The sequence below is a fragment of the Nonomuraea sp. NPDC048901 genome (assembly GCF_040649695.1).
Taxonomy (GTDB): Bacteria; Actinomycetota; Actinomycetes; order Streptosporangiales; family Streptosporangiaceae; genus Nonomuraea.
Window position 1 is genome coordinate 348,638 of the sequence record NZ_JBEZFW010000002.1, and the last position, 21,536, is coordinate 370,173.

The following is a 21,536-nucleotide window of genomic DNA, read 5'->3' on the forward strand; positions in this document are numbered from 1 at the left end:
GGGGGTGGGACGCGGTGCCTGGCTCCCGGCTGGTCATGGGCGGATCCGCACCCACCTGGTCTGGACGGGTGCGAAGCCGGGCCGGTGGCAGACCACGCTGAGCCAGCCCGGAGGCAGGCCGGTGACCGCGAACTGGCCCGAACGCGCAAGACGCCTGGTGAGCGTCAGATGCGGGGTCCTCACATCGACGTGGCTGCCCTCGCCGGGATGCGGGAACACTTGTCCCGCGACGTCGATGAGTCCGTCGCCCACCGTCACCTCCAGATCGAAGGTGAGGCCGGCCGCGACGAAACGGATCATGCCGGGACCGTCGCCACCTCGTACGCCACGGGGTGCGGCGCAGTCGGCGGGCGGAGCGGTAACGGCTTGAGAGACCCGGAGTCCGAAGGCATCGCGTGCGGCGGCGGAAACATGCCCAGGGATCGGATCGCTCCCGGCGGCGAGCCGGAGAGCCGCCAGGAAATACTCATCGTTGATCATTGCACCGTCTCCTGTAGTGAGAGCAGGGTGCGCAGTTTTTCCAGGCACCGGATCCTGGTTGGACCCACGGTGCCCACGGGCATGCCGAGCCGCATCGCCACCTGCTGGCTCCCCATATCCGTCGCCACCAGCTGGAGGAGGGTACGGCAAGGCTCGTGCATGGCGGAGACCGACTTCCAAAGCAGGTGCCTGCCGTCGGCCTCCAGGACGGCAGACGCCGGATCAGGGTCGTGTACGACGTCGAAGGAGGGAAATCCGGGTGGTTCCTTCCTGATGATCAGAAGCGCCTCGCGACGCGTGGTCGTCGCCAGCCACGCGCCGACGCCTGATGGTTCCCTGATGGTGTGGAGGTTTTCGAGCAGCCGCAGCCAGGCACCCTGGACCGCGTCCGCCGCGTCGGCTTCGTTCAGCCCGCACGCGCGGGCGACAGCCCACATGCGCGAGCCGAACCTGGACTCAAGCTGATCCCAGGCCGTGTGGTCGTCTTCGGCCGCAGCCTTGAGCAGCTCCGCAGGATCGCGTGGCTCGTGCATGCGGCCTCCTTCGCCGTGACGGACGAGGAGGCCACCCTGCCTCCTCGTGATTGGCCGAGGACTGAGCGTAAACTCTACAGACTCGACCTGATGAGAACTCCCAGATCGGGAATTTGCCGGGTCGTCTCAGGGTCAAGGACTCGCCCGGCCGCCTCCTTGACGGGCAGATCCTTGGCGGCGCTCGCGATGGCGCCCGCGACCAGGGCCGTGGCGAAGGAGGTGCCGCTCCAGACGGCGTAGCCGGAGAAGTCGTCGCGCTCCAGGAAACTGCTGGCCAGCCACTCGCCACGGGCGCACGCGTCGACCCAGGAGCCGTAGGCCGAGAACGGCGCCCGGTGCTCCTGTGCCGCGTCGACCGCGCCCACGCCGACGACCTCCGACAGCGCGGCCGGCCAGAACGGCCGTTCGCTCGCGGTGTTGCCCGCGCAAGCCACCGCGACGGTGTCGGTCAGGCTCCGCAGCGCGTCGGCCAGGAGGGGCGGCGGCCGGTCGTCGAAGGTGTGGCAGCCGAAGGACAGGTTCAGGACCTGCGGCGGGCGCTCGCGCAGCCGGTTGAGGGCGCGGACCACGCCCGCCTCGTCGCCGACGCCCTGCCCGTCGAGCACCCGCCACGCCCGCAGCGACACGCCCGGCGCCTGCCGCAGCAGCAGCCCGGCGAGGAAGGTCCCGTGGCCCGCCTGGGGGCCTTCGAGCATCTCGGCGTCGTCTCCGGGCTGCTCCTTGTACCAATCGCTGTCGGCCCACCACGGGTGCGGGGCGATCCCGGTGTCGAGCAGGCCCACGACGACGTCCGAGCGCGCTCTGCCCGGTCTGTACGACACGGCCGAGGTGGGGAACGGCCGGGACGCCGGCCCGCCCCAGAACAGCGGCTGCCCCGTGAGCAGATGGTTGGGGGAGGCTCTGAAGCCGCGCTCCCGCAGATCCATGGTGATCTCGATGGGGTCGACGCCGGGTGACAGGTGGATCACGCAGACGCCGTCGGCGTCGGCGACGGCCTGAGTCCAGCGAGCCGCGGCGGACAGCGCGCCCCGGTCGGTCAGTATCTGACCTGGCCGGATGAGCGACTCGCCGACAGATTGGATGTCCATGAGCGGGTATCTTTCCGCGCTCACCCGCGTGTCACACGCCACTGCGGCACCAAGTTGGTATGGCCCCCCTCTGGTGCGCAGTAGCGACCGACGGTAGTCTCTCCCTAGTCACTTGTGATCATCCCGGGGCGAGGCCGTTGGGGAAGGCGCACCTCGTACCGAATCGGGAGGTCCGGTGTCTGCTTGTGGCGTGCTCTACGTCCACTCAGCTCAGCCCGCGCTGTGCCCTCATATCGAATGGGCGGTCGCGGGTGTTCTTGGCGTACCCGTGGACCTGACGTGGACGCCGCAACCCGCTGCGCCCAATGTCGTGCGGGCGCAGGCGGAGTGGGAGGGTCGTCCGGGCATCGCGGCGGCCATCACCTCCTCCCTCATGGGCTGGCAGCGGATCCGCTTCGAGATCACCGAGGACGCCTCACCGGGTGTCGACGGGTCCCGGCATGCCTATACGCCGACGCTCGGCGCCTTCAGCGCGGTCGTCGGGGCCGCGGGCGACATCATGATCCCCGAGGACCGGCTCCGCACCGCGATGATGATGGCCGCCCAGGGGCGCGCGGTGCTGGAGGACGAGCTGGACAAGCTGCTCGGCCGGCCGTGGGACGAGGAGCTGGAGCCGTTCAGGTACGCCGGCGACGGCGCGCCCGTCCGCTGGCTGCACGCCGCCGTCTGAGACCCGCACGAGGCCGCCTGAAGCACACACAACCGCCACAACGCCTGTGGCACACACACGCCAGCGCCCGTCTGAGGCACACACACGCCAGCGCCCGTCTGAGGGACACCCGCCAGAACGTCCGAGGAACATCCGCCTGAACGTGAAAGGGCCCCGCACCCAGGAGGTGCGGGGCCCTACTCAGGTGACCGCGGGGGCGGCTACAGCGGGATGTTCCCGTGGGCGCCCCTGGCCGGGGTGGCCTGAGCGAGGACCTTGGCGATCGCCCCCCGGGTCTCCTCCGGCTTGATGACCTCGTCGATCACGCCCAGCTGTCGCGCCCGCTCGAGCCCGCCGGCCAGCTTCTCGTGCTCCTCGGCCAGCCGCTGCTCCAGCTCGGCCCGCTCCTCTTCGGGAGCCGCGGCCAGCTCGCGCCGCTTCAGGATGCGCACCGCCGCGACCGCGCCCATGACCGCGACCTCGGTCGTCGGCCAGGCGAACACCTTGGTGGCGCCCAGCGCGCGGGAGTTCATGGCGATGTACGCGCCGCCGTACGCCTTGCGCGTGACCAGCGTGACGCGCGGCACCGACGCCTCGGCGAAGGCGTGCAGCAGCTTGGCGCCGCGGCGGACCACGCCGTCGTGCTCCTGCCCGACACCAGGGAGATAACCGGGCACGTCGACGAGGACAACCAATGGGACGCCGAAAGCGTCACACATACGAACGAAGCGGGCAGCTTTCTCGGCGGACGTGGCGTCGAGGCAGCCACCCAGCCGCATCGGGTTGTTGGCGATCACGCCGACCGTCCGGCCACCGAGGCGGCCCAGCGACGTGACGATGTTCGGTGCCCACTTGGGGTGCAGCTCGATGCCCGGCTCGTCGAGCAGGCCGTTGACCAGCGGCTTGACGTCGTATGCCCGCCGCGCCGACTCCGGCAGCAGCGTGGAGAAGTCGACCTCGTCGATGCCCGTCGTGCGCACCCGGCCCTGGTGGCCGAGGAGCACGGCCAACTGCCGGGCGCGCAGCAGCGCGTCGGTCTCGGACTTGGTGACGACGTGCACGACGCCGCTGCGCTTGCTGTGCGGCTCGGGGCCGCCCAGCGCGGCGCTGGTGACGTCCTCACCGGTGACGCTGCGGACCACGTCGGGGCCGGTGACGAAGATGCGGCCGGAGTCGGCCAGGATCACCAGGTCGGTCAGCGCCGGGCCGTAGGCGGCGCCACCGGCGGCGGGCCCGACGACCACGGAGATCTGCGGCACCACGCCCGAGGCCTTGGTCATCGCGGCGAAGACCCGGCCGACGGCGTGCAGCGACTCGACGCCTTCGGCGAGTCGCGCACCGCCGGAGTGCCAGATCCCGATGACCGGCACCCGTTCGCGGACGGCCACGTCGTAGGCGTGCACGATGTGCTCGCAGCCCTCGCCGCCCATCGCGCCGCCCTGGAAGCGGGCGTCACTGCAGAAAGCGACGACGGGCACACCTTCGACGCGGCCCATGGCGGCGAGTACGCCGCTCTTGTCTTCAGGAGTGATTAACCGCAGCGTGCCCTCGTCGAGCAGCGCGGTCAGCCTGACGACCGGATCGCGGGGATCGGCGGGCTCCTGATCGGACTCCTGCGGCGCCACTCGATTGTCGAGCACAGTCATCTAAGCCCCCTTGAACACGACTGCCACGTTGTGACCACCGAATCCGAACGAGTTGTTGACCGCGGCGATGTCGCCTTGCGGCAGCGGGCGGTTCTCGCCGTAGACGAGGTCCACCTCGATGCCGTCGTCGAGGTTGTCCAGGTTGATGGTGGCCGGCACGATGCGCTCCTGGAGCGCCTTGATCGTGAAGACCGACTCGATGCCGCCCGCGCCGCCCAGCAGATGGCCGGTCATGGACTTGGTCGAGGTGACCAGCGGGTGCGTGCCGATGGCCTTGGCCACCGCCTGCACCTCGATGACGTCGCCCGCCGGGGTGGAGGTGGCGTGCGCGTTGACGTGCTTGACGTCCTGGCCGGTGATGCCCGCGTCGGTGAGCGCCTGGGTCATCGCCATGCTGATGCCCCGGCCCTCCGGCTCGGGCTGGGTGATGTGGTGGGAGTCGGCGGAGTAGCCGACGCCCGAGGCGTAGGCGTAGATCCGCGCGCCGCGCGCACGGGCGTACTCCTCGGACTCGAGCACGATGATGCCCGCGCCCTCGCCGAGCACGAACCCGTCACGATCGCGGTCCCACGGCCGCGAGGCGCCCGCGGGGTCGTCGTTGCGGGTGGACATGGCGCGCGCGGCGGCGAAGGCGGCCACGTTGAGACCGTGGATCGCCGCCTCGGTGCCGCCCGCGATCACCACGTCGGCGCGGCCGGACCTGATCATGTCCATCGCGTAGCCGATGGCCTCCGCGCCGGACGCGCACGCCGACACGGTCGCGTGCACGCCGGCCTGGGCGCCGCGATCGAGACCGATCCAGGCGGCCGGGCCGTTGGGCATCAGCATCGGCACGGTGAAGGGCGAGAGCCGGTTCCAGCCCCGCTCCTTGTAGGTGTCGTAGGCGGACAGCGTGGTGGTGATGCCGCCGATGCCGGAGGACACCACGACGCCGAGCCGCTCGGGCGCCACCTCGGGGGCGCCCGCGTCCTGCCAGGCCTCGCGAGCGGCGACCATGGCCAGCTGCTCGCTGCGGTCGAGGCGACGGGCCTCGGGCCTGGGCAGCACCTCGGTCGGATCGACGGCGGCCGTCCCCGCGAACTTCACGGGGACGGTGTCGATCCAGTCCGCGTTGATGGTCTCGACGCCCGACTGACCGGCGAGGAGCGCCGACCAGGTCGAGGTGACGTCTCCACCGACGGGCGTCGTCGCGCCGAGCCCGGTGACCACGACACGTACCCGGTTTGCACTCACGTTTCGCGCTCCTTGTCGATCAGGTTGGGTGTGAGATCAGTTCTGGATGAAGGTAAGGACGTCCTTGACCGTCTTCAGGTTCTTGAGCTGGTCGTCGGGAATCTCGACGCCGAACTCGTCCTGGGCGGCCACGGCGATCTCGACCATGGACAGGGAGTCGATGTCGAGGTCGTCCACGAAGTTCTTCTCGGGGGTGACGTCGCTCACCGGAATGCCGGTGATCTCGTTGATGATCTTGCCGAGGCCCTCGAGGATCTCCTGCTCGGTGGCAGCCATGTCGCTATTTCTCCTTTGGTGTTTTCTGGTTCTGTACGGCTCAGGCCGTACAAGCACTGATGGGTACGGCATGAGCCGTACCGGATCCTACGGAATCTCGATGACCTGACCCGCATAGGTCAGGCCGGCGCCGAAGCCGAGGATGAGCGCGAGCTGACCCGAGCGCACCTCGCCGCGCTCCAGCATGCGCGAGAGCGCGAGCGGGATGGACGCGGCGGAGGTGTTGCCGGCGGTCACGATGTCGCGCCCGATGACGGCCTGGTCGGCGCCGATCTTACGGGCGATGGCCTCGATGATGCGCAGGTTGGCTTGGTGAGGTACGAAGGCCGCCAGCTCCGAGGGGTCGACCCCGGCGCGCTCGCAGGCCTCCTTGGCCACCGGGTGCAGCGCGGTGGTGGCCCAGCGGAACACGGTCTGACCCTCCTGGTGGAGGGAGTCATGACGGTCGTTGATGATGATCGCGTCGGACTTGTCGCCCGAGCTGCCCCAGACGACCGGCCCGATGCCGGGCGCGTCGGAGGGGCCCACCACCGCGGCGCCCGCGCCGTCGGCGAAGATCACGGCGGTGGACCTGTCGGTCCAGTCGATCCACTGGGACAGCTTCTCGGCGCCGATGACCAGCACGTGCCGGGCCGAGCCGGCGCGGATCGCGGAGCTGGCCACGCCGAGCGCGAAGCAGAAGCCGGCGCAGGCGGCGTTCACGTCGAACGCGCCGGGCGACTTGATGCCCAGGCGGTGGGCCACGACGGCCGCGGCGTTGGGGATCTGGCTCTCCAGCGTGCAGGTGGCGACGATGACCAGGTCGATGTCACCGGCCGACAGGCCGCTGGCGGCCAGTGCCTTGCCGCCGGCCTGCACGGCCATGTCCTCGACGGACTCTTCGGCGCCGGCCACCCGGCGTTCCTTGATGCCGACGCGGGACTGGATCCACTCGTCGTTGGTGTCCATGGTCTTGGCCAGGTCGTCGTTGGTGACGACGTTGGACGGCTGGTAGTGGCCGAGGGCCAGCACCTTGGCGCCCGGGGCGATGTCGGGAATCCTCACTTGGTCAGCTCCCTGGCCGCGTCGAGATCGTCGGGGGTCTTCAGCGCCACGGTTCGTACGCCCCGCAGCGCGCGCTTGGCCAGGCCGGTCAGCGTGCCGCCCGGCAGCAGCTCGATCATCCCGGTGACGCCCAGGTCGGCCATCGTGGCCATGCAGCGGTCCCAGCGGACGGGGCTGCTGACCTGGTCGATCAGGCGCCGCATCAGCACGGTGCCGTCGGTGACGACCGCGCCGTCGGCGTTGGACAGCAGCTTGACCCGCGGGTCGGCGGGGGCGATGCCCTCGGCGGCGACGCGCAGGTGGTCGACGGCCGGGGCCATGTGCACGGTGTGGAAGGCACCCGCGACGGAGAGCGCGATCTGCCTGGCACGGGCCGGGCCGTCCTCCTTGAAGGCGGCCAGCTGCTCCAGCGTGCCGCCCGCGACGATCTGGCCGGCGCCGTTGACGTTGGCGGGGGTCAGGCCGTGCTTGTCGATGGCGGCCAGCACCTCTTCCTCCACGCCGCCGAGCACCGCGGTCATGCCGGTCTCGGTGACGGCGGCGGCCTTGGCCATGGCCTGGGCGCGCTCGCGCACCAGCGACAGCGCCTGCTCGGGGGTCAGCACGCCGGCCAGCGCCGCCGTGGCGAACTCGCCGACGCTGTGGCCGGCCAGCAGGTCGGGCGCCACGCCGAGCGCCTCGGCGGAGGCCATCGCGGCGGCTACGAGCAGCGGCTGGGCGACCGCGGTGTCGCGGATCTCGTCGGCGTCGGCCTTGGTCCCATAGGTGATCAGATCGAGGCCCACGACCTCGGACCACGCGGACAGCCGATCCGCGAAGCCGGGGAGTTCGAGCCAGGGTGTCAGGAAGCCTGGAGTCTGGGCACCTTGGCCCGGGGCGACGAGTACAAGCACGAAATCCACACTGCCCTGTAGAGGTTCGACACGCGGATAAGGATCCGTACGAACTTCGTCCCAGGGGTTTTGTAGGAACCCTACAGTGGGGGTTTCGGGGTTATTACGTTAGGGCGCGCCAGGTGACAGCGCTCTCCGAAAGCCTGCCGAGAATCAGCCCCACCTGCAAGGTGAAGGCCGACCTGCCTTCGGTCGGCTGGTAGCCGGTCAGCTCGGTGATCTTCTTGAGCCGGTAGCGCACGGTGTTGGGGTGGACGAACAGCAGCCGGGCGGTGGCCTCCAGCGAGGTGCCCTGCTCCAGGTACGTGGCCAGCGTATCGAGCAGCGGGGTGCCGGCCAGCGGGAGGTAGACGCTCTCGATGAGCTGCTCCCTGGCGTCGTCGTCGCCGTCGAGCGCCCGCTCGGCGAGCAGGTCGTCGGCGTGCACCGGGCGGGGCGCGTCGGGCCAGCCGGAGGACGCCTTCAGCCCGGCCAGCGCCGCCTTGGCCGATCTGGCGGCGGCGTGCAGGTCGGGCACCTCAGGCCCGATGACGATCGACCCCTCCCCGAAACGGGCCACGACCTGCTTGGCGGCGGCGTCCACGCTGTCGGCGCCGCCCACGATCACGATCAGCCGGTCGGCCTGCACACCGGCGAGCAGGTCCATGCCGATGCGGCGGCCCTTCTCGCGCAGCCCGTCGATCACCGCGCGCGGGTCGCCCTCAGGGGCGCGGCCCGCGATCACGACGACGGGGGAGGAGGTCCAGCCCAGCGCGGCGGCCCAGGAGTGCAGCCCGTCGTCCACCTCGCCGCGCACCAGCGCGTCGACGATCAGCGCCTCCAGCCGGGCGTCCCACGAGCCCCTGGCCTCCGCTTCGCGGGCGTAGACGTGGGCGGCGGCGAAGGCCACGTCGCGGGTGTAGCGGAGCATGGCCTGCTCCAGCTGGTCCTCGCCGCCCGGCGCGGCCAGCTCGTCGGTCTGCGCCTCGACCACCTCCACGACGACCCTGACGATGTCGACGGTCTGCTGCAGGGAGATCGACCGCTTCAGCTCACGTGGCGCGGTGCCGAAGAACTCGATGCTGGGCGTGGGCCGGTTCTCGCCCGCGTGCTGGAACCACTCCACGAACGCGGCGATGCCGGCCTGCGCCACGAGTCCCACCCAGGAGCGGTCCTCTGCGCTGAGGGCGCGGAACCACGGCAGCTGATCGTCCATGCGCGCCATGGCCGCAGTGCCGAGCGAGCCCATGGCCCGCTCCAGCCTGCGCGTGGTGTCCTCCCGGGTCCGATCTGTCACGCCTCCTAGAGTGCCAGGTGGAGTCAGATGACCGCGACGCGAGCACGGCCGAGGTCATGGCAGGGTCTGGGTCAGATGACCGCGACGGCGGTGATGAGCCCGATGGCGACGTGGGTGACGGCGAGCAGGCGCGCGCCGGGCTGCAGCTCGGGCTCCTTGACCAGATCGCGTACCGAGATGCCGACCAGCTTGTCGAAGACGAGCATGGCGACGGTCTGCACCACGATGCCGACCAGCCCGAAGACCACCGTGCCCGCCAGGCCCTCGGTGAGCCGGCCGCCCGAGGACCAGATGGAGGCCGCGACGATCAGGCCAACCGCGGCCAGCGCCGAGGTGGCCAGCAGCGTGGCGTTGGGGTTGCGCTCGGTACGGATGACCGAGCTCAGCTTGCCCGGCGTGGCGAGGTCGATCACGTAGAAGCCGACGATGAGCAGCACGACGCCCACGGCGGCGTAGGCGGCGATGGCGCCCGCGCCGCGGGCGAGGGTTTCCAGCAGGGTCATGGGTGCTCGATTCGGTGAGGGACGAAGGAAGAGGTGTCGTCGGTGATCAGGCCAGTAGTCTCCCTGATACCCATTCCGGCGGCCTCGTCGGCGATCACCCAGGCGCCGAGCACCGGCCGCTCGCCTTCGAAGTCGGGCAGGGCGTCGAACCCCTGGTAGACGTAGCCCTCCTGGCCGTAGGAGCCGGGCGTCTCCTGGGTGCCGTCCGGCGTAACGACGCGCATCGACGCGCCCTCCCTGCCCAGGAGCGGCTTGGCGATGTAGGAGTCCAGGTCACGGGGGCCGTCGAGGTAGGCGGGCAGCAGGTTGGGATGGTCCGGATAGAGCTCCCAGAGGACGGCCAGCAGCGCCTTGTTCGACAGCAGCGTCTTCCACAGCGGCTCGATCCAGGTCGCGTGCCGGACGGCGTGCCGCCCGAACGGGTCGGCCAGCATCCACTCCCACGGGTAGAGCTTGAACGCCGAGCGGATCATCCGCTCCTCGACGTCGACGAAGCGGCGGTTGAGCGCGTCCCAGCCGATGTCCTCCATGGCGACGGCGACCGTGCCCAGCCCGGCCTGCTCGGCGGTCTCCTGGAGGTAGGCCAGGGTCATCGCCTCCTCGCCGGTCTCGTCCATGTTCGTCCAGGCGAAGTGGACGGGCCCAGCGGGCAGGGTCAGCTCCCGCCAGCGGTCCACGAGCCGCTCGTGGATGGAGTTCCACTGGTCGTCGGCGGGGTGGACGTCCTTGAGCCAGAACCACTGCGCCACCGACGACTCGACCAGCGAGGTGGGCGTGTCGGCGTTGTACTCCAGCAGCTTGGCCGGGCCTGTGCCGTCGTAGCGCAGGTCGAAGCGGGCGTACAGGTGCGGGTCACGCCGCTCCCAGGAGCGCGCCACGTCCTCGTGCGCCCAGTCGGGGATGGCGAAGTCGGCGTAGCGGGCGGTCGAGACGACGTGCTCGACGGCGTGCAGGCACATCTCGTGGAGCTCCTCGACCTGCTCCTCCAGCCCCTCCACTTCCTCCATGGAGAAGACATAGTGGATGGACTCGTCCCAGTAGGGCCGGGTGAGCCCTTCCGGATGGGCGGCCCGGTGATAGGCCAGCCCATGGCTCTCGATCGTCTTCTCCCAGCCGTCCCGGGGAGTGCCGTGTTCGCGCCGCACCGTCAGCCGCCGCCGCTCCAGTGGCTGCCGAAGCCGCCGCGCTGGATGTCGCGGCCTTTGCGGCTGGAGATGTTCACGTCGGAGGGGCGGTAGCTGGTGCCGGCGCGGACGCGCGTGCCGATCCTGGTGCCGCCGTAGTACCAGTGGTAGGCGCCGCGTGAGCCGCCGTAGAAGTGGGAGGTGCCGTCGTCGTCATCGTCGCAGAGGGACTCGTCGACGACCTCGTATGAGCCGTCGCTCAGCTGGTTGTTCATGTCGACGCAGTCGGCCGTCACGTCGTCGTCGTTCTGGGCCGAGCAGTAGCCCACCAAGAGAACGGACACGATGCCGAGGACGGACAGCGTGACCACCTTCGACGCCTTCGACCGCTTGGGGGCCTCCGGCATCGGAGGCGGCGCGGGCGGCGAGTAACCCATCAAGCTCCTGCTTTCGTTGGCCGAACAGCCTATCGGCGCACGTCGTAAGGCTTCAATGGCCCCTTGGCATCGGCTTGGGTACGTATCAGCACATGACACCCGTCGAGGCGCTGCGCGAGATCGCCTACCTGCTCGAACGGGCCGGCGAGCCCACCTACCGCGTGCGGGCCTTCCGCAACGCCGCCGCCGTGGTCGCCGACCTGCCCCCCGACGAGCTGGTACGGCTGGCACGGGTCGGCGGCCTGACCGATCTGCCGGGCATCGGCAAGGTCACCGCGTTGGCGATCACCGAGGCACTGGACGGCGACGTGCCCACGTACCTGCGCAGGATGCGCGCCACCGAGGGCGCCGACCTCGACGACGAGACCGCGGCGCTCAGGGCGGCGCTCAAGGGCGACCTGCACAGCCACTCGGACTGGTCCGACGGCGGCTCGCCGATCGAGGAGATGGCCGAGGCGGCCGAGGCGCTCGGCCACGCGTACTGGGCGCTGACCGACCACTCGCCCCGCCTGACCGTGGCCAACGGACTGTCGGCCGACCGGCTCAAGAGGCAGCTCGACCAGGTCGAACGGCTCAACGAGCGGTTGGCGCCGTTCAGGATCCTGACCGGTGTCGAGGTCGACATCAACCTGGACGGCACCCTGGACCAGGACCCCGAGCTGCTGGAACGGCTCGACGTGGTGGTGGCCAGCGTGCACTCCAAGCTGCGGATGAGCGGCCACGAGATGACGCGCAGGATGGTGACGGCGATCTCGAACCCGCACGTGGACGTGCTCGGCCACTGCACCGGGCGGGTCGTGCAGGCGGGCGGCCGGCGGGGCCGGGTGCGGCCGGAGTCGGACTTCGACGCCGAGCTGGTCTTCGAGGCGTGCCGCCGGTTCGGGGTCGCGGTCGAGATCAACTCGCGGCCCGACCGGCTCGATCCGCCGAAACGGCTGCTGCGGCTGGCCTATGAGATGGGCTGCGACTTCGCGATCGACTCCGACGCGCATGCGCCCGGCCAGCTCGACTGGCAGCGCCATGGCTGCGAGCGCGCGGCCCAGTGCGGCATCGGGGCGGCGCGGATCGTCAACACCTGGCCGCTCGCCGATCTGCTGGCGCGTCACGCTTGAACCCAGGCCGGCGCGTCACGCTTGGACCTCTGCTGGCGTGTCATGTGCTGGCGTGTCATGTGCTGGCGTGTCACGCTTGAACCGGGATCGCCTGCCTGGTAAGGGGTTTGCGACCCGCGATTGTCGGTGGCGCGGCGTAACGTCACGAGTGTGAACCGTACCGACCGGCTCTACGCGCTCGTCGAGGACCTGCGCGCGATCTCGCCACGCTGTCGTTCCGCCCGCGAGCTGGCCAAGCGGTTCGAGGTCAGTGCCCGCACGATCGAGCGCGACATCATCGCGCTGCAGGAGTCAGGGGTGCCGATCTACGCCCATCCGGGGCGCAAGGGCGGCTACGCGATCGACAAGAAGATGTCGTTACCCCCGCTCAACTTCACCCCCGCCGAGGCGGTCGCCATCGCCGTGGCGCTGAGCCGGGCGGGCGACCAGCCGTTCGGCAGGCAGGCGCGCAGCGCGCTGCGCAAGGTGGTCGCGGCCATGCCGGGACGGGAGGGCGAGCTGGCCAGGGAGCTGGCGCGCCGGGTGCGGATGGTCACCCCGGCCTCCGAGCCGGGCGCCGAGATCCAGCCGCTGGGCGGCGAGGGCATCTCCCGGGCGATCGAGGAGGCCCTGCAGCGCCGGCGCGTGCTCAGGATCGACTACGCCGACGCCAAGGGGGCGCTGACCTCGCGCGACGTCGAGCCCGGTGTGTTCCTGGGCGGTCGTGGTGGTTTCTGGTATCTCGTGGCGTGGTGCCGCCTGCGCGATGACGTACGGGTCTTCCGCCTCGACCGGATCGCCTCGGCCTCGGTGATCGCCGAGCGCTGCCCCGACCGGCCGCTGGAGAGGTTCTCCACTGATATCCCGGACATGTTCGTACACGGCACGGTGCTCGATTAATCATTCGAAAACACCGACATAAGGTTGTCGCCCACCCGTTAGATCGTTGACTTGTTCGAGAAATTAGGGAGACAACGATGGACAACACGGTTACCTGGTTCGAGGTCGCGACCGACGACCCCGAAGGTGCCCAGCGGTTCTATGGCGGGCTGTTCGGCTGGACGTTCGGGGCTTCCGACGGCGGCCCGATCGACTACCGGACGATCGGCTATCCGGGTCGTGAGCAGCCCGGAGGTGGCCTCTACAACACCAAGGGCGAGTTCCCCGCCCACGCGATCTTCCATGTAGAGGTGGCCGACGTGGAGCAGAAGTGCCGCGAGACCGAGTCGCTCGGCGGCAAGGTCGTCACGAAGGTCATCGACGATGGCGTGGGCACCGACTTCGCCTATCTCCAGGATGGTTCGGGCAACCTCTTCGGGGTCTTCCACCGCAGGTGACCTGGGCGGGCGTGCACCCGGGAAGGCACCTTCCCCGCCGATCGGGGCACGCGCGCGAGCCGCTCCGGCGAGCGGTCACCCGCCCTGGACACGCCGCCGACCGCCGAGTGGCGGCGCGTCCAGGGCCTCACCGTTGATCACCGCGAACGCGGCTTGAAACAGTGGACTGATCACCGCGGCTTGATGCGGCGGGTTGATCACAGCGCGGCGGTCGCGAGCCAGCGGTCCAGGAAGGCGCGGTCGCCGTGGACGGTCAGCGCGTCGGGGGAGCGCCTGCCGTACAACATCAGCAGCAGGTCGCTCACCGGGCCCTGGACGGCGGCGTCGCCCTTGGCGTGGCCGCGCGCCCAGCTGATCCGGCCCGCCGGGCCCTGGGTGAGGGTCCATTCGCCGTCGGCGTCGCTCGCGTGGAGGTGGATCGTGGCCCCCTCCGCGTCGAGCGCCGCCAGGCGCTTGGCCACCCAGAACGCGTGCGGCAGGGCCTCCAGGAACTCCTCGATCCCGTCGATCGCGACGGGTGCCTCCACGACGGGCGCCACGCCCACCGCGAGCTCGGCGTCGCAGCGGTGGACGACCAGCTCGAACAGCATCCGGCGGGCCCACCAGCTCACACGCTGGTCGCCGCCCCAGGTCCAGACGGGCGTGTCCGGGTCGGTCGCGCGCAGCGTGGCGACCAGCTCCCGAGCGCCCGCGCCCAGCCAGGCCGCATCGCCGCGCTGCCCCTCGGCCAGGCCGTTGGGCACCTGGCGCGACCAGATCGGCTCCTGCCGGCCCGTCTCCACGATGTGCACCACCCACCGGTGCAGCGTGCCGACGTGCGTGATCAGGTCCGCCAGGGTCCAGCCGGGACAATGTGGCACCGGGATGCCGGGATCGGCGCCGATGGCCAGCTCGGCCAGCCGCGCGCTCTCGCTCTCCACCAGCCGGGGATAGTCCGTCACATGACCGAGACTAGATCAGACCGACTTGCAGGTGGCACCCCGCTCGGGCATCTTCCCGGCCAGCAGGTAGGAGTCGACGAACCGCTTGACGCACTTGTTGCCCGACAGGTACGCGCCGTGCCCCTCGCCCTCGAACGTGACCAGCGTGGCCGTCTTGAGCTGCGCGGTCAGCTTGGGCGCCCACTCGTACGGCGTGGCGGGGTCGCCCGTGCCGCCCACCACCACGATCGGCGCCGAGCCGGTCGCGTTGACGTGCTTGGCCTCGTCGTTGCCCTTGACCGGCCAGACGGAGCACAGCCCGCCGGCGCCCTCACTGCCGAACAGCGGCGAGATCTTCACGGCCGCGTCCTCGGTGTGCCGCAGCGTGGCCAGGTCGGGCCGTTCGGAGGTGTCGGCGCAGGTGATGGCCGGGAAGCTGGTCATCTGCGTGGAGTACGTGCCGTCCTGCGCCCTGCCGGTGTAGGAGTCGGCCAGGTACATCAGCGCCTGCCCCTGTCCCTTGAGCGCCGCGCCGAGCGCGTTGCCCAGGAACGGCCAGGCGAACTCGGAGTAGAGCGCGGCGGCGACGCCGGTGGAGGCCAGCCCCTGGGTCAGGTCGCGCCGGCCGACCTTGAGCGGCTTGGCGGCGAGCTGGTTCATCAGCCGGTCGACGTTCGCGGCGGCGGTCGGCACGTCCTTGCCGACCTCGCAGCGGTCCTTGACACAGGACTTCAGGAAGCTCTGGTACGCGTGCTGGAAGCCGCGGGTCTGGGCCACGGTGCGCTGCTCGAAGGTGACCGTGGGGTCGAGCGGGGCGTCGAGCACCATCCGGCCCACGTTCTGGGGGAACTTGGTGGCATAGACGGCGCCGAGCTGCGTGCCGTACGACATTCCGACGAAGTTGAGCTTCTCGTCGCCCAGCGCGGCGCGCAGCCGGTCCATGTCGCGGGCGGCGTTGACCGTGCCGACGTACGGCAGGATCTTGCCGGAGTCCTTCTCGCAGTGCTGGGCCAGCTGCTTGTTGGCCGCGTCGCCCTCCGCGCGGGTCTGCTCGTTGTCGGGCAGCGTGTCGAGGGCCATGTACTTGTCCAGCGCGGCGCTGTCGCCGCAGCGCACCCCCGAGCTCCGCTCCACGCCGCGCGGGTCGAAGCTGACCAGGTCGTAGCGGGAGCGCAGGCCGGTGAGCGACTTGGCGGCCTGGTCAAGAGTGTCGACGCCGGAGCCTCCCGGGCCGCCGAAGTTGAACACCAGTGAGCCCAGCCGCTTGCTCTGGTCGGTGGCGGGGACCTTGATGAGCGCTATGTCGATCTTGTCGCCGCTGGGATCGGCGTAGTCGAGGGGCACCGCCAGCTTGGCGCACCGCACCGAGGTGTCCTGCCTGGCCGGCCGCTGCCCGTCGGGCCGCTTGAGGTCCGTGCACGGACCCCAGGCGATCTGCTGGGCGGCGCCGGTGCCCCCATCCACGGCCGGTTTCGTCGGCGCACTCATGCAGGATGCGGCCGATACGGCCAGTGTGACAACGGCAAGGACGCGTCGCATGTCCATCTCCCCCTCGATATCTCAGGGGGAAGTTTTCCCCACAATACGCGAGTGCGTATCAAGGGAGCGAGGCGGCACGTACCACTCCTGAAAGTCGATGGCGCCCCCGCGGAAGACCTTCCGCGGGGGCGCCATCAGATTGTGCGCTCAGACGCCCATCGACTGGGTGTCGTTGCTCTCCGCGCCACCGGCCTCGGTGACGCCGTTCTTGAGGTGATAGCGGGCGATCGCCTCGCGCAGCACCTCGCCGTCGAGCTCGCCACGCTTGACCAGGCTGGTCAGCACGGCCAGCGTGATCGAGGCGGCGTCGACGTGGAAGTGGCGGCGCAGCGCGGAGCGGGTGTCGGACAGGCCGAACCCGTCGGTGCCCAGCGAGGACCAGTCACCCGGCACCCACTGCGCGATCTGGTCCTGCACGGCCTTCATGTAGTCGCTGACGCCCACGAACGGGCCCGTGGCCTGGGAGAGGGCCTGGGTGACGTACGGCACGCGCGGCTCGGCCTCGGGGTTGAGCAGGTTGTGCTCCTCGCAGGCCAGCGCGTCGCGGCGCAGCTCGGTCCAGGAGGTCGCCGACCACAGATCGGCCGACACGCCCCAATCCTCGGCCAGCAGCCGCTGGGCCTCGACGGCCCACGGCCCCGCTACGCCCGACGACAGGATGTTGGCCTTCGGTCCCTGCGTCTGTGGCCCCGCGGCGAACCGGTAGAGGCCCTTGAGCAGGCCCTGCACGTCGAGGTCCGCGGGCTGCGGAGGCTGCGTGTAGGGCTCGTTGTAGACGGTCAGGTAGTAGAAGACGTTCTCGGGCTGCTCGCCGTACATCCGGCGCAGGCCGTCCTTGACGATGTGCGCGACCTCGAACGCCCACGAGGGGTCGTAGGAGAGGGCGCCCGGGTTCGTCGAGGCGATCAGCGGCGTGTGGCCGTCCTCGTGCTGCAGGCCCTCGCCGTTGAGCGTGGTGCGGCCGGCCGTGGCGCCGAGCAGGAAGCCGCGGCCCATCTGGTCGGCCATCTGCCACATCTGGTCGCCGGTGCGCTGCCAGCCGAACATCGAATAGAAGATGTAGATCGGGATCATGTGCTCGCCGTGCGTGGCGTAGGCCGTGCCCGCCGCGATCGCCGACGCCATCGAACCCGACTCGCTGATGCCCTCGTGCAGGATCTGGCCCTGGACGGCCTCCTTGTACGACAGCAGCAGCTCCCTGTCGACGGCCTCGTACGTCTGGCCGTGCGGGGAGTAGATCTTCGCCGTCGGGAACATCGCGTCGAGGCCGAACGTGCGAGCCTCGTCGGGGATGATCGGCACGAACCGGTGGCCGATCTCCTTGTCGCGCATCAGATCCTTCAGCAGCCGCACGAAGGCCATCGTGGTGGCCACCTGCTGCTTGCCCGAACCCTTGCCGAACTGCTCGTAGACGTTGTCGGCGGGCAGCTTGACCGGTTTGGCGCGCATGACGCGCTTGGGCAGCACGCCGCCCATGGCCGCGCGGCGCTCGCGCATGTACTCGATCTCGGGGTCGTTCTCGCCCGGATGGAAGTAGGGGGGCAGCTCGCCCTCGAGCGCGGAGTCGGGGATCGGCAGGTAGAGCCGGTCGCGGAACTCCTTGAGCTCGGCCTTGGTGAGCTTCTTCATCTGGTGCGTGGCGTTGCGCGCCTCGAAGTCCTTGCCGAGCGTCCAGCCCTTGATGGTCTGGGCCAGGATGACCGTCGGCTGGCCGACGTGCTCACGGGCCGCCTTGAACGCCGCGTAGACCTTGCGGTAGTCGTGGCCGCCGCGCGACAGCTTGCGGATGTCGTCGTCGGACATGTGCTCGACCATCTTGCGCAGGCGCGGGTCGCCGCCGAAGAAGTTGTCGCGGATGTAGCCGCCGGACTCTACGGAGTAGGTCTGGAACTGGCCGTCGGGCGTGGTGTTCATCTGGTTGACCAGCACGCCGTCGACGTCGGCCGCGAGCAGCGGGTCCCAGTCGCGGCCCCAGACGACCTTGATGACGTTCCAGCCGGCGCCGCGGAAGTAGGACTCCAGCTCCTGGATGATCTTGCCGTTGCCGCGTACTGGGCCGTCGAGCCGCTGCAGGTTGCAGTTGATGACGAAGGTGAGGTTGTCGAGCTCCTCACGGGCCGCCAGGCCGATCGCGCCGAGCGACTCGGGCTCGTCCATCTCGCCGTCGCCCAGGAAGGCCCATACGTGACTGCGGCTGGTGTCCTTGATCTGGCGGTTGAGCAGGTAGCGGTTGAACCGCGCCTGGTAGATCGCCCCGATCGGTCCCAGGCCCATGGAGACGGTGGGGAACTCCCAGAAGTCGGGCATGAGCCGCGGGTGCGGATAAGAGGGCAGGCCGTGGAAGCCGTGCGAGAGCTCCTGCCGGAACGCGTCCAGCTGCGCCTCGTTGAGGCGGCCCTCCAGGTAGGCGCGGGCGTAGATGCCCGGCGCGGCGTGGCCCTGGAAGAAGACCTGGTCGCCCGACTCGCCGTGGTCCTTGCCGCGGAAGAAGTGGTTGAAGCCCACCTCATAGAGCGAGGCGGCCGAGGCGTAGGTGGCGATGTGGCCGCCCACGTTGGTGCGCGCGTTGGCGCGGGACACCATGATCGCGGCGTTCCAGCGGATGTAGGCGCGGATCCGCCGCTCGACGTGCTCGTCGCCGGGGAACCAGGGCTCGCGCTCCGGCGGGATCGTGTTGATGTAGTCGGTGCTGCGCAGGCCCGGCACGCCGACCTGGTGCTCGCGGGCGCGCTCCAGCATGCGGAGCATCAAGTAGCGAGCTCTGCTGCGGCCCTCCGTCTTGACGACGTTGTCGAGGGACTCGAGCCACTCGTTGGTCTCACTGGGGTCGACATCAGGCAGTTGGCTGGGTAGGCCGTCGCTGATGATCGAGAATCGCTGGCGTCCGGAAGCCACTGGGTCTCGCCTTCCGAGGATGACTGATGTCTGGTCTGGGTCGCCTTCCATCCTGGTCGCTTACCGTAGAAAGTGCATCTCTACTGGCCGGTAACCAGTGTGTCCCTGCTGGCAGGGTCACGATCGGTGGCCTAGACCACCGATGGTAGGACGAATCCCGGCCAAGGTTACCTTGGCCCGTCAATTTAACAAGACCGGAAAAGCTACGAAATTTCGCCGGGCGTGGCGTAGGGGTCTCCCAAAGGGGTCACCAAGGGCGCGATGCGCCGCGCGAGTCTAGCCGCAAGCCTCTGACCACTCTGGTCGGCGGTGGGCAAAGGCCGCCGATCATGGCCTTGACCAGCGTGGATGCGGTGTCGGTGTGACAGAGTCGGCCGCCCGATTGGCGCGATGTGTCACATCCGGGCAGCGTAACGTTTCGGTCAGGATTCTCCCTCTCCCTGCGGAGGGGGGAGTGTGTCCCTCTTTCCGAACGGAGCTCACCGTACGAGTCTGGAGATATGAACGCGACGATAGGCGACCGGCTGCTGGTGCACGGCAACACGGTCGGCGAGCGGGATCACGGTGGCATCATCATCGAGATCCACGGCACCGACGGTGGGCCCCCGTACATCGTGCAGTTCGACGACGGGCACACCGGGCTGGTGTTTCCCGGCCCTGATGCGGTCGTCGTACCTAAGTAGAATTCGTGTGTGAGATCTCAGATCATCTCCGTGGCCACGGGTTCACGGGAGACGGTGCACGACATCACCTCGGACTGCGCGGACTTCGTGCGGACGCTGGGGGAGGACGGGCTGCTGCACGTCTTCGTACCGCACGCCACGGCCGGGGTGGCACTGATCGAGCTGGGGTCGGGCAGTGATGACGATCTCGTCGCCGCCTTGCGCGATCTGCTTCCGGCCGACGACAGGTGGCGTCACGCCCACGGGTCGCACGGCCATGGCAGGTCACACGTCATGCCCGCGCTCATTCCGCCGTACGCGACCATCCCCGTACTTGGCGGGCGTCTGGCGCTGGGCACCTGGCAGTCCATCGCAATCGTCGACCTCAACGTCGACAACCCGCAACGCCAGGTACGCCTGTCGTTTTTGTCGGATTGATGCGGCCCGTCTGCGGCCGTACCCGTGGCGACCGTTGACGACTAAGGGTCACAGCGTGTGGACTGTCCCGAAGCGATAAACCGCATATGCGGGGCCACTCAAGCAGGAGGGATAAACGTGAGCGCGACCGCGGGTCAGGCGCAAAGTGAGCGCGGCCTGGCCGAACGGCTCGGCCTCAAGCCGGGTCAGGTGGTGCAGGAGATCGGTTGGGACGAGGACGTCGACGACGAGCTTCGCGACTCCATCGAGGACCTGACCGGTAACGAGTTGCTGGACGAGGAGACCGACGACGTAGTCGACGTGGTGCTGCTGTGGTGGCGCGACGGCGACGGCGATCTCTTCGACGTCCTCACCAACGCCATGCGATCACTCGCCGACGCCGGCCAGATCTGGCTGCTGACTCCCAAGGCCGGGCGCGACGGCCACGTGGAGCCGAGCGACATCGGGGAGGATGCCACTACGGCGGGTCTCTCGCAGACCAGCAGCATCTCCGCCGCGCCTGACTGGTCAGGGACCAGACTGGCCTCACCGAAGGGCCGACGCTAGGGGGTCTGAGCGCCTGCCATACGGCAGGATGGCGTGTGTGAACGAACGTCCTGCCGAGGTCGGCGCGCTTGCTCCAGACTTCGAACTGCGGGACCAGCACGGCACTCCGGTGAAGCTGTCGGGCTTCCGGGGGAGGAAGGTCGTGCTGGTCTTCTATCCGCTTGCCTTCAGCGGCGTGTGCCATCGGGAGCTGTCGGCGCTGCGCGATGCCCAGGATTCCCTGGCTGACGCGGAGCTCCTCACCGTCTCGGTCGACTCCATGTTCACCCATCGCGCCTGGGCGGACGTGGAGGGTTACGCGTTCCCGTTGCTCTCCGATTTCTGGCCACATGGACAGGTCGCGCGGGCGTACGGTGTGTTCGACGACGAGAAGGGGGTTTCTCTGCGGGGGACCTTCATCATCGACGGCGAGGGCGTGATCCGGTGGTCGGTGGTCAATCCGACCAGCCAGGCACGTGACGTCGCCGATTACGTCAAGGCACTCGCCGACATTTCTTAACGGAGGAAACGATGCCCTGCTATCGCTGCGGGGCCCGGCAGACGGACCCCGTCCGTGGCGCCAGCCCGTGGAAGCGGGGGGTACGCCGCGAGACGCAGGTGCTCATCTGCCCGGACTGTCAACTGCTGCACGACCTCGATCTCGACGCGTGCGGCACATGCGGGTCCACGGCGCTGATCTGCCGGCTGGGCGAGGTGGAGTGCAGGGGCTGCGGGGCCGTGCGACAGGCGCGGGCGGACGCGTTCGTGGGGTCGGACGCGATGGCGGGCTCGGGCGCCCCGCCGGGCCTGTCGGCCGAGGTCGAGGCGGCGCTGAACCGGGTACTCGGCCGGGCCTGACCTGGGGCGGCGGGGGCGCCGTGCTGGGTGGGTCGGGGGTGCAGTGCTGGGTGGGCCGGGACGCAGGCCGCCTTTATCCAGACATTTGC

The 21,536-nt window shown here is 69.6% G+C and carries 24 protein-coding genes; 9 read left to right on the plus strand and 15 right to left on the minus strand.

Annotated elements, in window-relative coordinates:
* Positions 1–33 precede the first annotated feature (33 nt).
* The 3 genes from AB0C30_RS06635 to AB0C30_RS06645 all read right to left on the minus strand — a co-directional run bounded on the left by AB0C30_RS06635 (position 34) and on the right by AB0C30_RS06645 (position 2,101).
* Positions 34–480 carry a hypothetical protein gene (locus AB0C30_RS06635; protein WP_225288994.1) on the minus strand — a complete coding sequence of 149 codons (447 nt, stop codon included), beginning with the start codon at positions 478–480 and terminating at the stop codon, positions 34–36.
* Positions 477–1,013, minus strand: coding sequence for a sigma-70 family RNA polymerase sigma factor (locus AB0C30_RS06640; RefSeq protein WP_357940349.1), 537 nt, complete (start codon positions 1,011–1,013; stop codon positions 477–479). The genes AB0C30_RS06635 and AB0C30_RS06640 overlap by 4 nt, the downstream gene beginning before the upstream one ends.
* A gap of 74 nt (positions 1,014–1,087) precedes the next feature.
* Positions 1,088–2,101: a S8/S53 family peptidase gene (locus tag AB0C30_RS06645; RefSeq protein WP_357940351.1), complete on the minus strand. Its 1,014-nt coding sequence runs from the start codon at positions 2,099–2,101 to the stop codon at positions 1,088–1,090.
* Between the two features lie 175 nt (positions 2,102–2,276).
* Between AB0C30_RS06645 and AB0C30_RS06650 the strand changes: the two genes are divergently transcribed.
* Positions 2,277–2,771, plus strand: coding sequence for a DUF3145 domain-containing protein (locus AB0C30_RS06650; protein ID WP_357940353.1), 495 nt, complete (start codon positions 2,277–2,279; stop codon positions 2,769–2,771).
* Between the two features lie 200 nt (positions 2,772–2,971).
* Here AB0C30_RS06650 and AB0C30_RS06655 read toward each other — a convergent pair whose 3' ends face one another.
* The 9 genes from AB0C30_RS06655 to AB0C30_RS06695 form a co-directional block, all read right to left on the minus strand.
* Positions 2,972–4,396 (minus strand): carboxyl transferase domain-containing protein, encoded by a 1,425-nt coding sequence (locus tag AB0C30_RS06655; protein WP_357940355.1) that lies wholly within the window; start codon positions 4,394–4,396, stop codon positions 2,972–2,974.
* On the minus strand, positions 4,397–5,629 hold the full coding sequence (gene fabF / locus AB0C30_RS06660; RefSeq protein WP_357940357.1) for a beta-ketoacyl-ACP synthase II: 1,233 nt from the start codon (positions 5,627–5,629) through the stop codon (positions 4,397–4,399). It abuts the gene before it with no gap.
* A 36-nt stretch (positions 5,630–5,665) separates the two neighbouring features.
* Positions 5,666–5,905 (minus strand): acyl carrier protein, encoded by a 240-nt coding sequence (locus AB0C30_RS06665; RefSeq protein ID WP_357648573.1) that lies wholly within the window; start codon positions 5,903–5,905, stop codon positions 5,666–5,668.
* 87 nt (positions 5,906–5,992) lie between these two features.
* Positions 5,993–6,949 (minus strand): beta-ketoacyl-ACP synthase III, encoded by a 957-nt coding sequence (locus AB0C30_RS06670; protein WP_357940359.1) that lies wholly within the window; start codon positions 6,947–6,949, stop codon positions 5,993–5,995.
* The gene (locus AB0C30_RS06675; protein WP_357940361.1) at positions 6,946–7,842 is read right to left on the minus strand and encodes an ACP S-malonyltransferase; all 897 of its coding nucleotides are present in this window, start codon (positions 7,840–7,842) and stop codon (positions 6,946–6,948) included. Before AB0C30_RS06675 ends, AB0C30_RS06670 begins: the two co-directional genes overlap by 4 nt.
* Positions 7,843–7,945: 103 nt before the next feature.
* A complete protein-coding gene (locus tag AB0C30_RS06680) occupies positions 7,946–9,070 on the minus strand; it encodes a helix-turn-helix domain-containing protein (protein ID WP_357941468.1) in 1,125 nt (374 codons plus the stop codon).
* 119 nt (positions 9,071–9,189) lie between these two features.
* Positions 9,190–9,621, minus strand: coding sequence for a DUF350 domain-containing protein (locus tag AB0C30_RS06685; protein ID WP_225289003.1), 432 nt, complete (start codon positions 9,619–9,621; stop codon positions 9,190–9,192).
* Positions 9,618–10,766, minus strand: a complete 1,149-nt coding sequence (locus AB0C30_RS06690; RefSeq protein WP_357940363.1) for a glutathionylspermidine synthase family protein — start codon at positions 10,764–10,766, stop codon at positions 9,618–9,620. The genes AB0C30_RS06685 and AB0C30_RS06690 overlap by 4 nt, the downstream gene beginning before the upstream one ends.
* 2 nt (positions 10,767–10,768) lie before the next feature.
* Positions 10,769–11,182 (minus strand): hypothetical protein, encoded by a 414-nt coding sequence (locus AB0C30_RS06695; RefSeq protein WP_357940365.1) that lies wholly within the window; start codon positions 11,180–11,182, stop codon positions 10,769–10,771.
* A 92-nt stretch (positions 11,183–11,274) separates the two neighbouring features.
* Here AB0C30_RS06695 and AB0C30_RS06700 point away from each other — a divergent pair, with 92 nt between their 5' ends.
* From AB0C30_RS06700 to AB0C30_RS06710, 3 genes are all read left to right on the plus strand, one after another.
* The gene (locus tag AB0C30_RS06700; RefSeq protein ID WP_357940367.1) at positions 11,275–12,294 is read left to right on the plus strand and encodes a PHP domain-containing protein; all 1,020 of its coding nucleotides are present in this window, start codon (positions 11,275–11,277) and stop codon (positions 12,292–12,294) included.
* 150 nt (positions 12,295–12,444) lie between these two features.
* Positions 12,445–13,173 (plus strand): YafY family protein, encoded by a 729-nt coding sequence (locus tag AB0C30_RS06705; protein ID WP_357940369.1) that lies wholly within the window; start codon positions 12,445–12,447, stop codon positions 13,171–13,173.
* A gap of 77 nt (positions 13,174–13,250) precedes the next feature.
* On the plus strand, positions 13,251–13,610 hold the full coding sequence (locus AB0C30_RS06710; protein ID WP_357940372.1) for a VOC family protein: 360 nt from the start codon (positions 13,251–13,253) through the stop codon (positions 13,608–13,610).
* Between the two features lie 197 nt (positions 13,611–13,807).
* Here AB0C30_RS06710 and AB0C30_RS06715 read toward each other — a convergent pair whose 3' ends face one another.
* From AB0C30_RS06715 to aceE, 3 genes are all read right to left on the minus strand, one after another.
* Entirely contained in the window at positions 13,808–14,551 is a 744-nt protein-coding gene (locus AB0C30_RS06715; protein WP_357940374.1) for a maleylpyruvate isomerase family mycothiol-dependent enzyme, read from the minus strand.
* Between the two features lie 15 nt (positions 14,552–14,566).
* Complete coding sequence (locus AB0C30_RS06720; protein ID WP_357940376.1) at positions 14,567–16,069, minus strand: alpha/beta hydrolase; 1,503 nt, start codon at positions 16,067–16,069, stop codon at positions 14,567–14,569.
* A 147-nt stretch (positions 16,070–16,216) separates the two neighbouring features.
* Positions 16,217–18,964, minus strand: a complete 2,748-nt coding sequence (aceE, locus tag AB0C30_RS06725; RefSeq protein WP_357940378.1) for a pyruvate dehydrogenase (acetyl-transferring), homodimeric type — start codon at positions 18,962–18,964, stop codon at positions 16,217–16,219.
* Positions 18,965–19,464: 500 nt separating this feature from the next.
* Here aceE and AB0C30_RS06730 point away from each other — a divergent pair, with 500 nt between their 5' ends.
* From AB0C30_RS06730 to AB0C30_RS06750, 5 genes are all read left to right on the plus strand, one after another.
* On the plus strand, positions 19,465–19,647 hold the full coding sequence (locus AB0C30_RS06730) for a DUF1918 domain-containing protein (protein WP_357940380.1): 183 nt from the start codon (positions 19,465–19,467) through the stop codon (positions 19,645–19,647).
* Between the two features lie 9 nt (positions 19,648–19,656).
* Complete coding sequence (locus tag AB0C30_RS06735) at positions 19,657–20,064, plus strand: secondary thiamine-phosphate synthase enzyme YjbQ (protein WP_357940382.1); 408 nt, start codon at positions 19,657–19,659, stop codon at positions 20,062–20,064.
* 117 nt (positions 20,065–20,181) lie between these two features.
* Positions 20,182–20,610, plus strand: coding sequence for a DUF3052 domain-containing protein (locus AB0C30_RS06740; RefSeq protein ID WP_357940384.1), 429 nt, complete (start codon positions 20,182–20,184; stop codon positions 20,608–20,610).
* 37 nt (positions 20,611–20,647) lie between these two features.
* Positions 20,648–21,109, plus strand: coding sequence for a peroxiredoxin (locus AB0C30_RS06745; protein WP_357940386.1), 462 nt, complete (start codon positions 20,648–20,650; stop codon positions 21,107–21,109).
* 11 nt (positions 21,110–21,120) lie between these two features.
* A complete protein-coding gene (locus tag AB0C30_RS06750; protein WP_357940388.1) occupies positions 21,121–21,447 on the plus strand; it encodes a hypothetical protein in 327 nt (108 codons plus the stop codon).
* Positions 21,448–21,536: the final 89 nt, after the last annotated feature.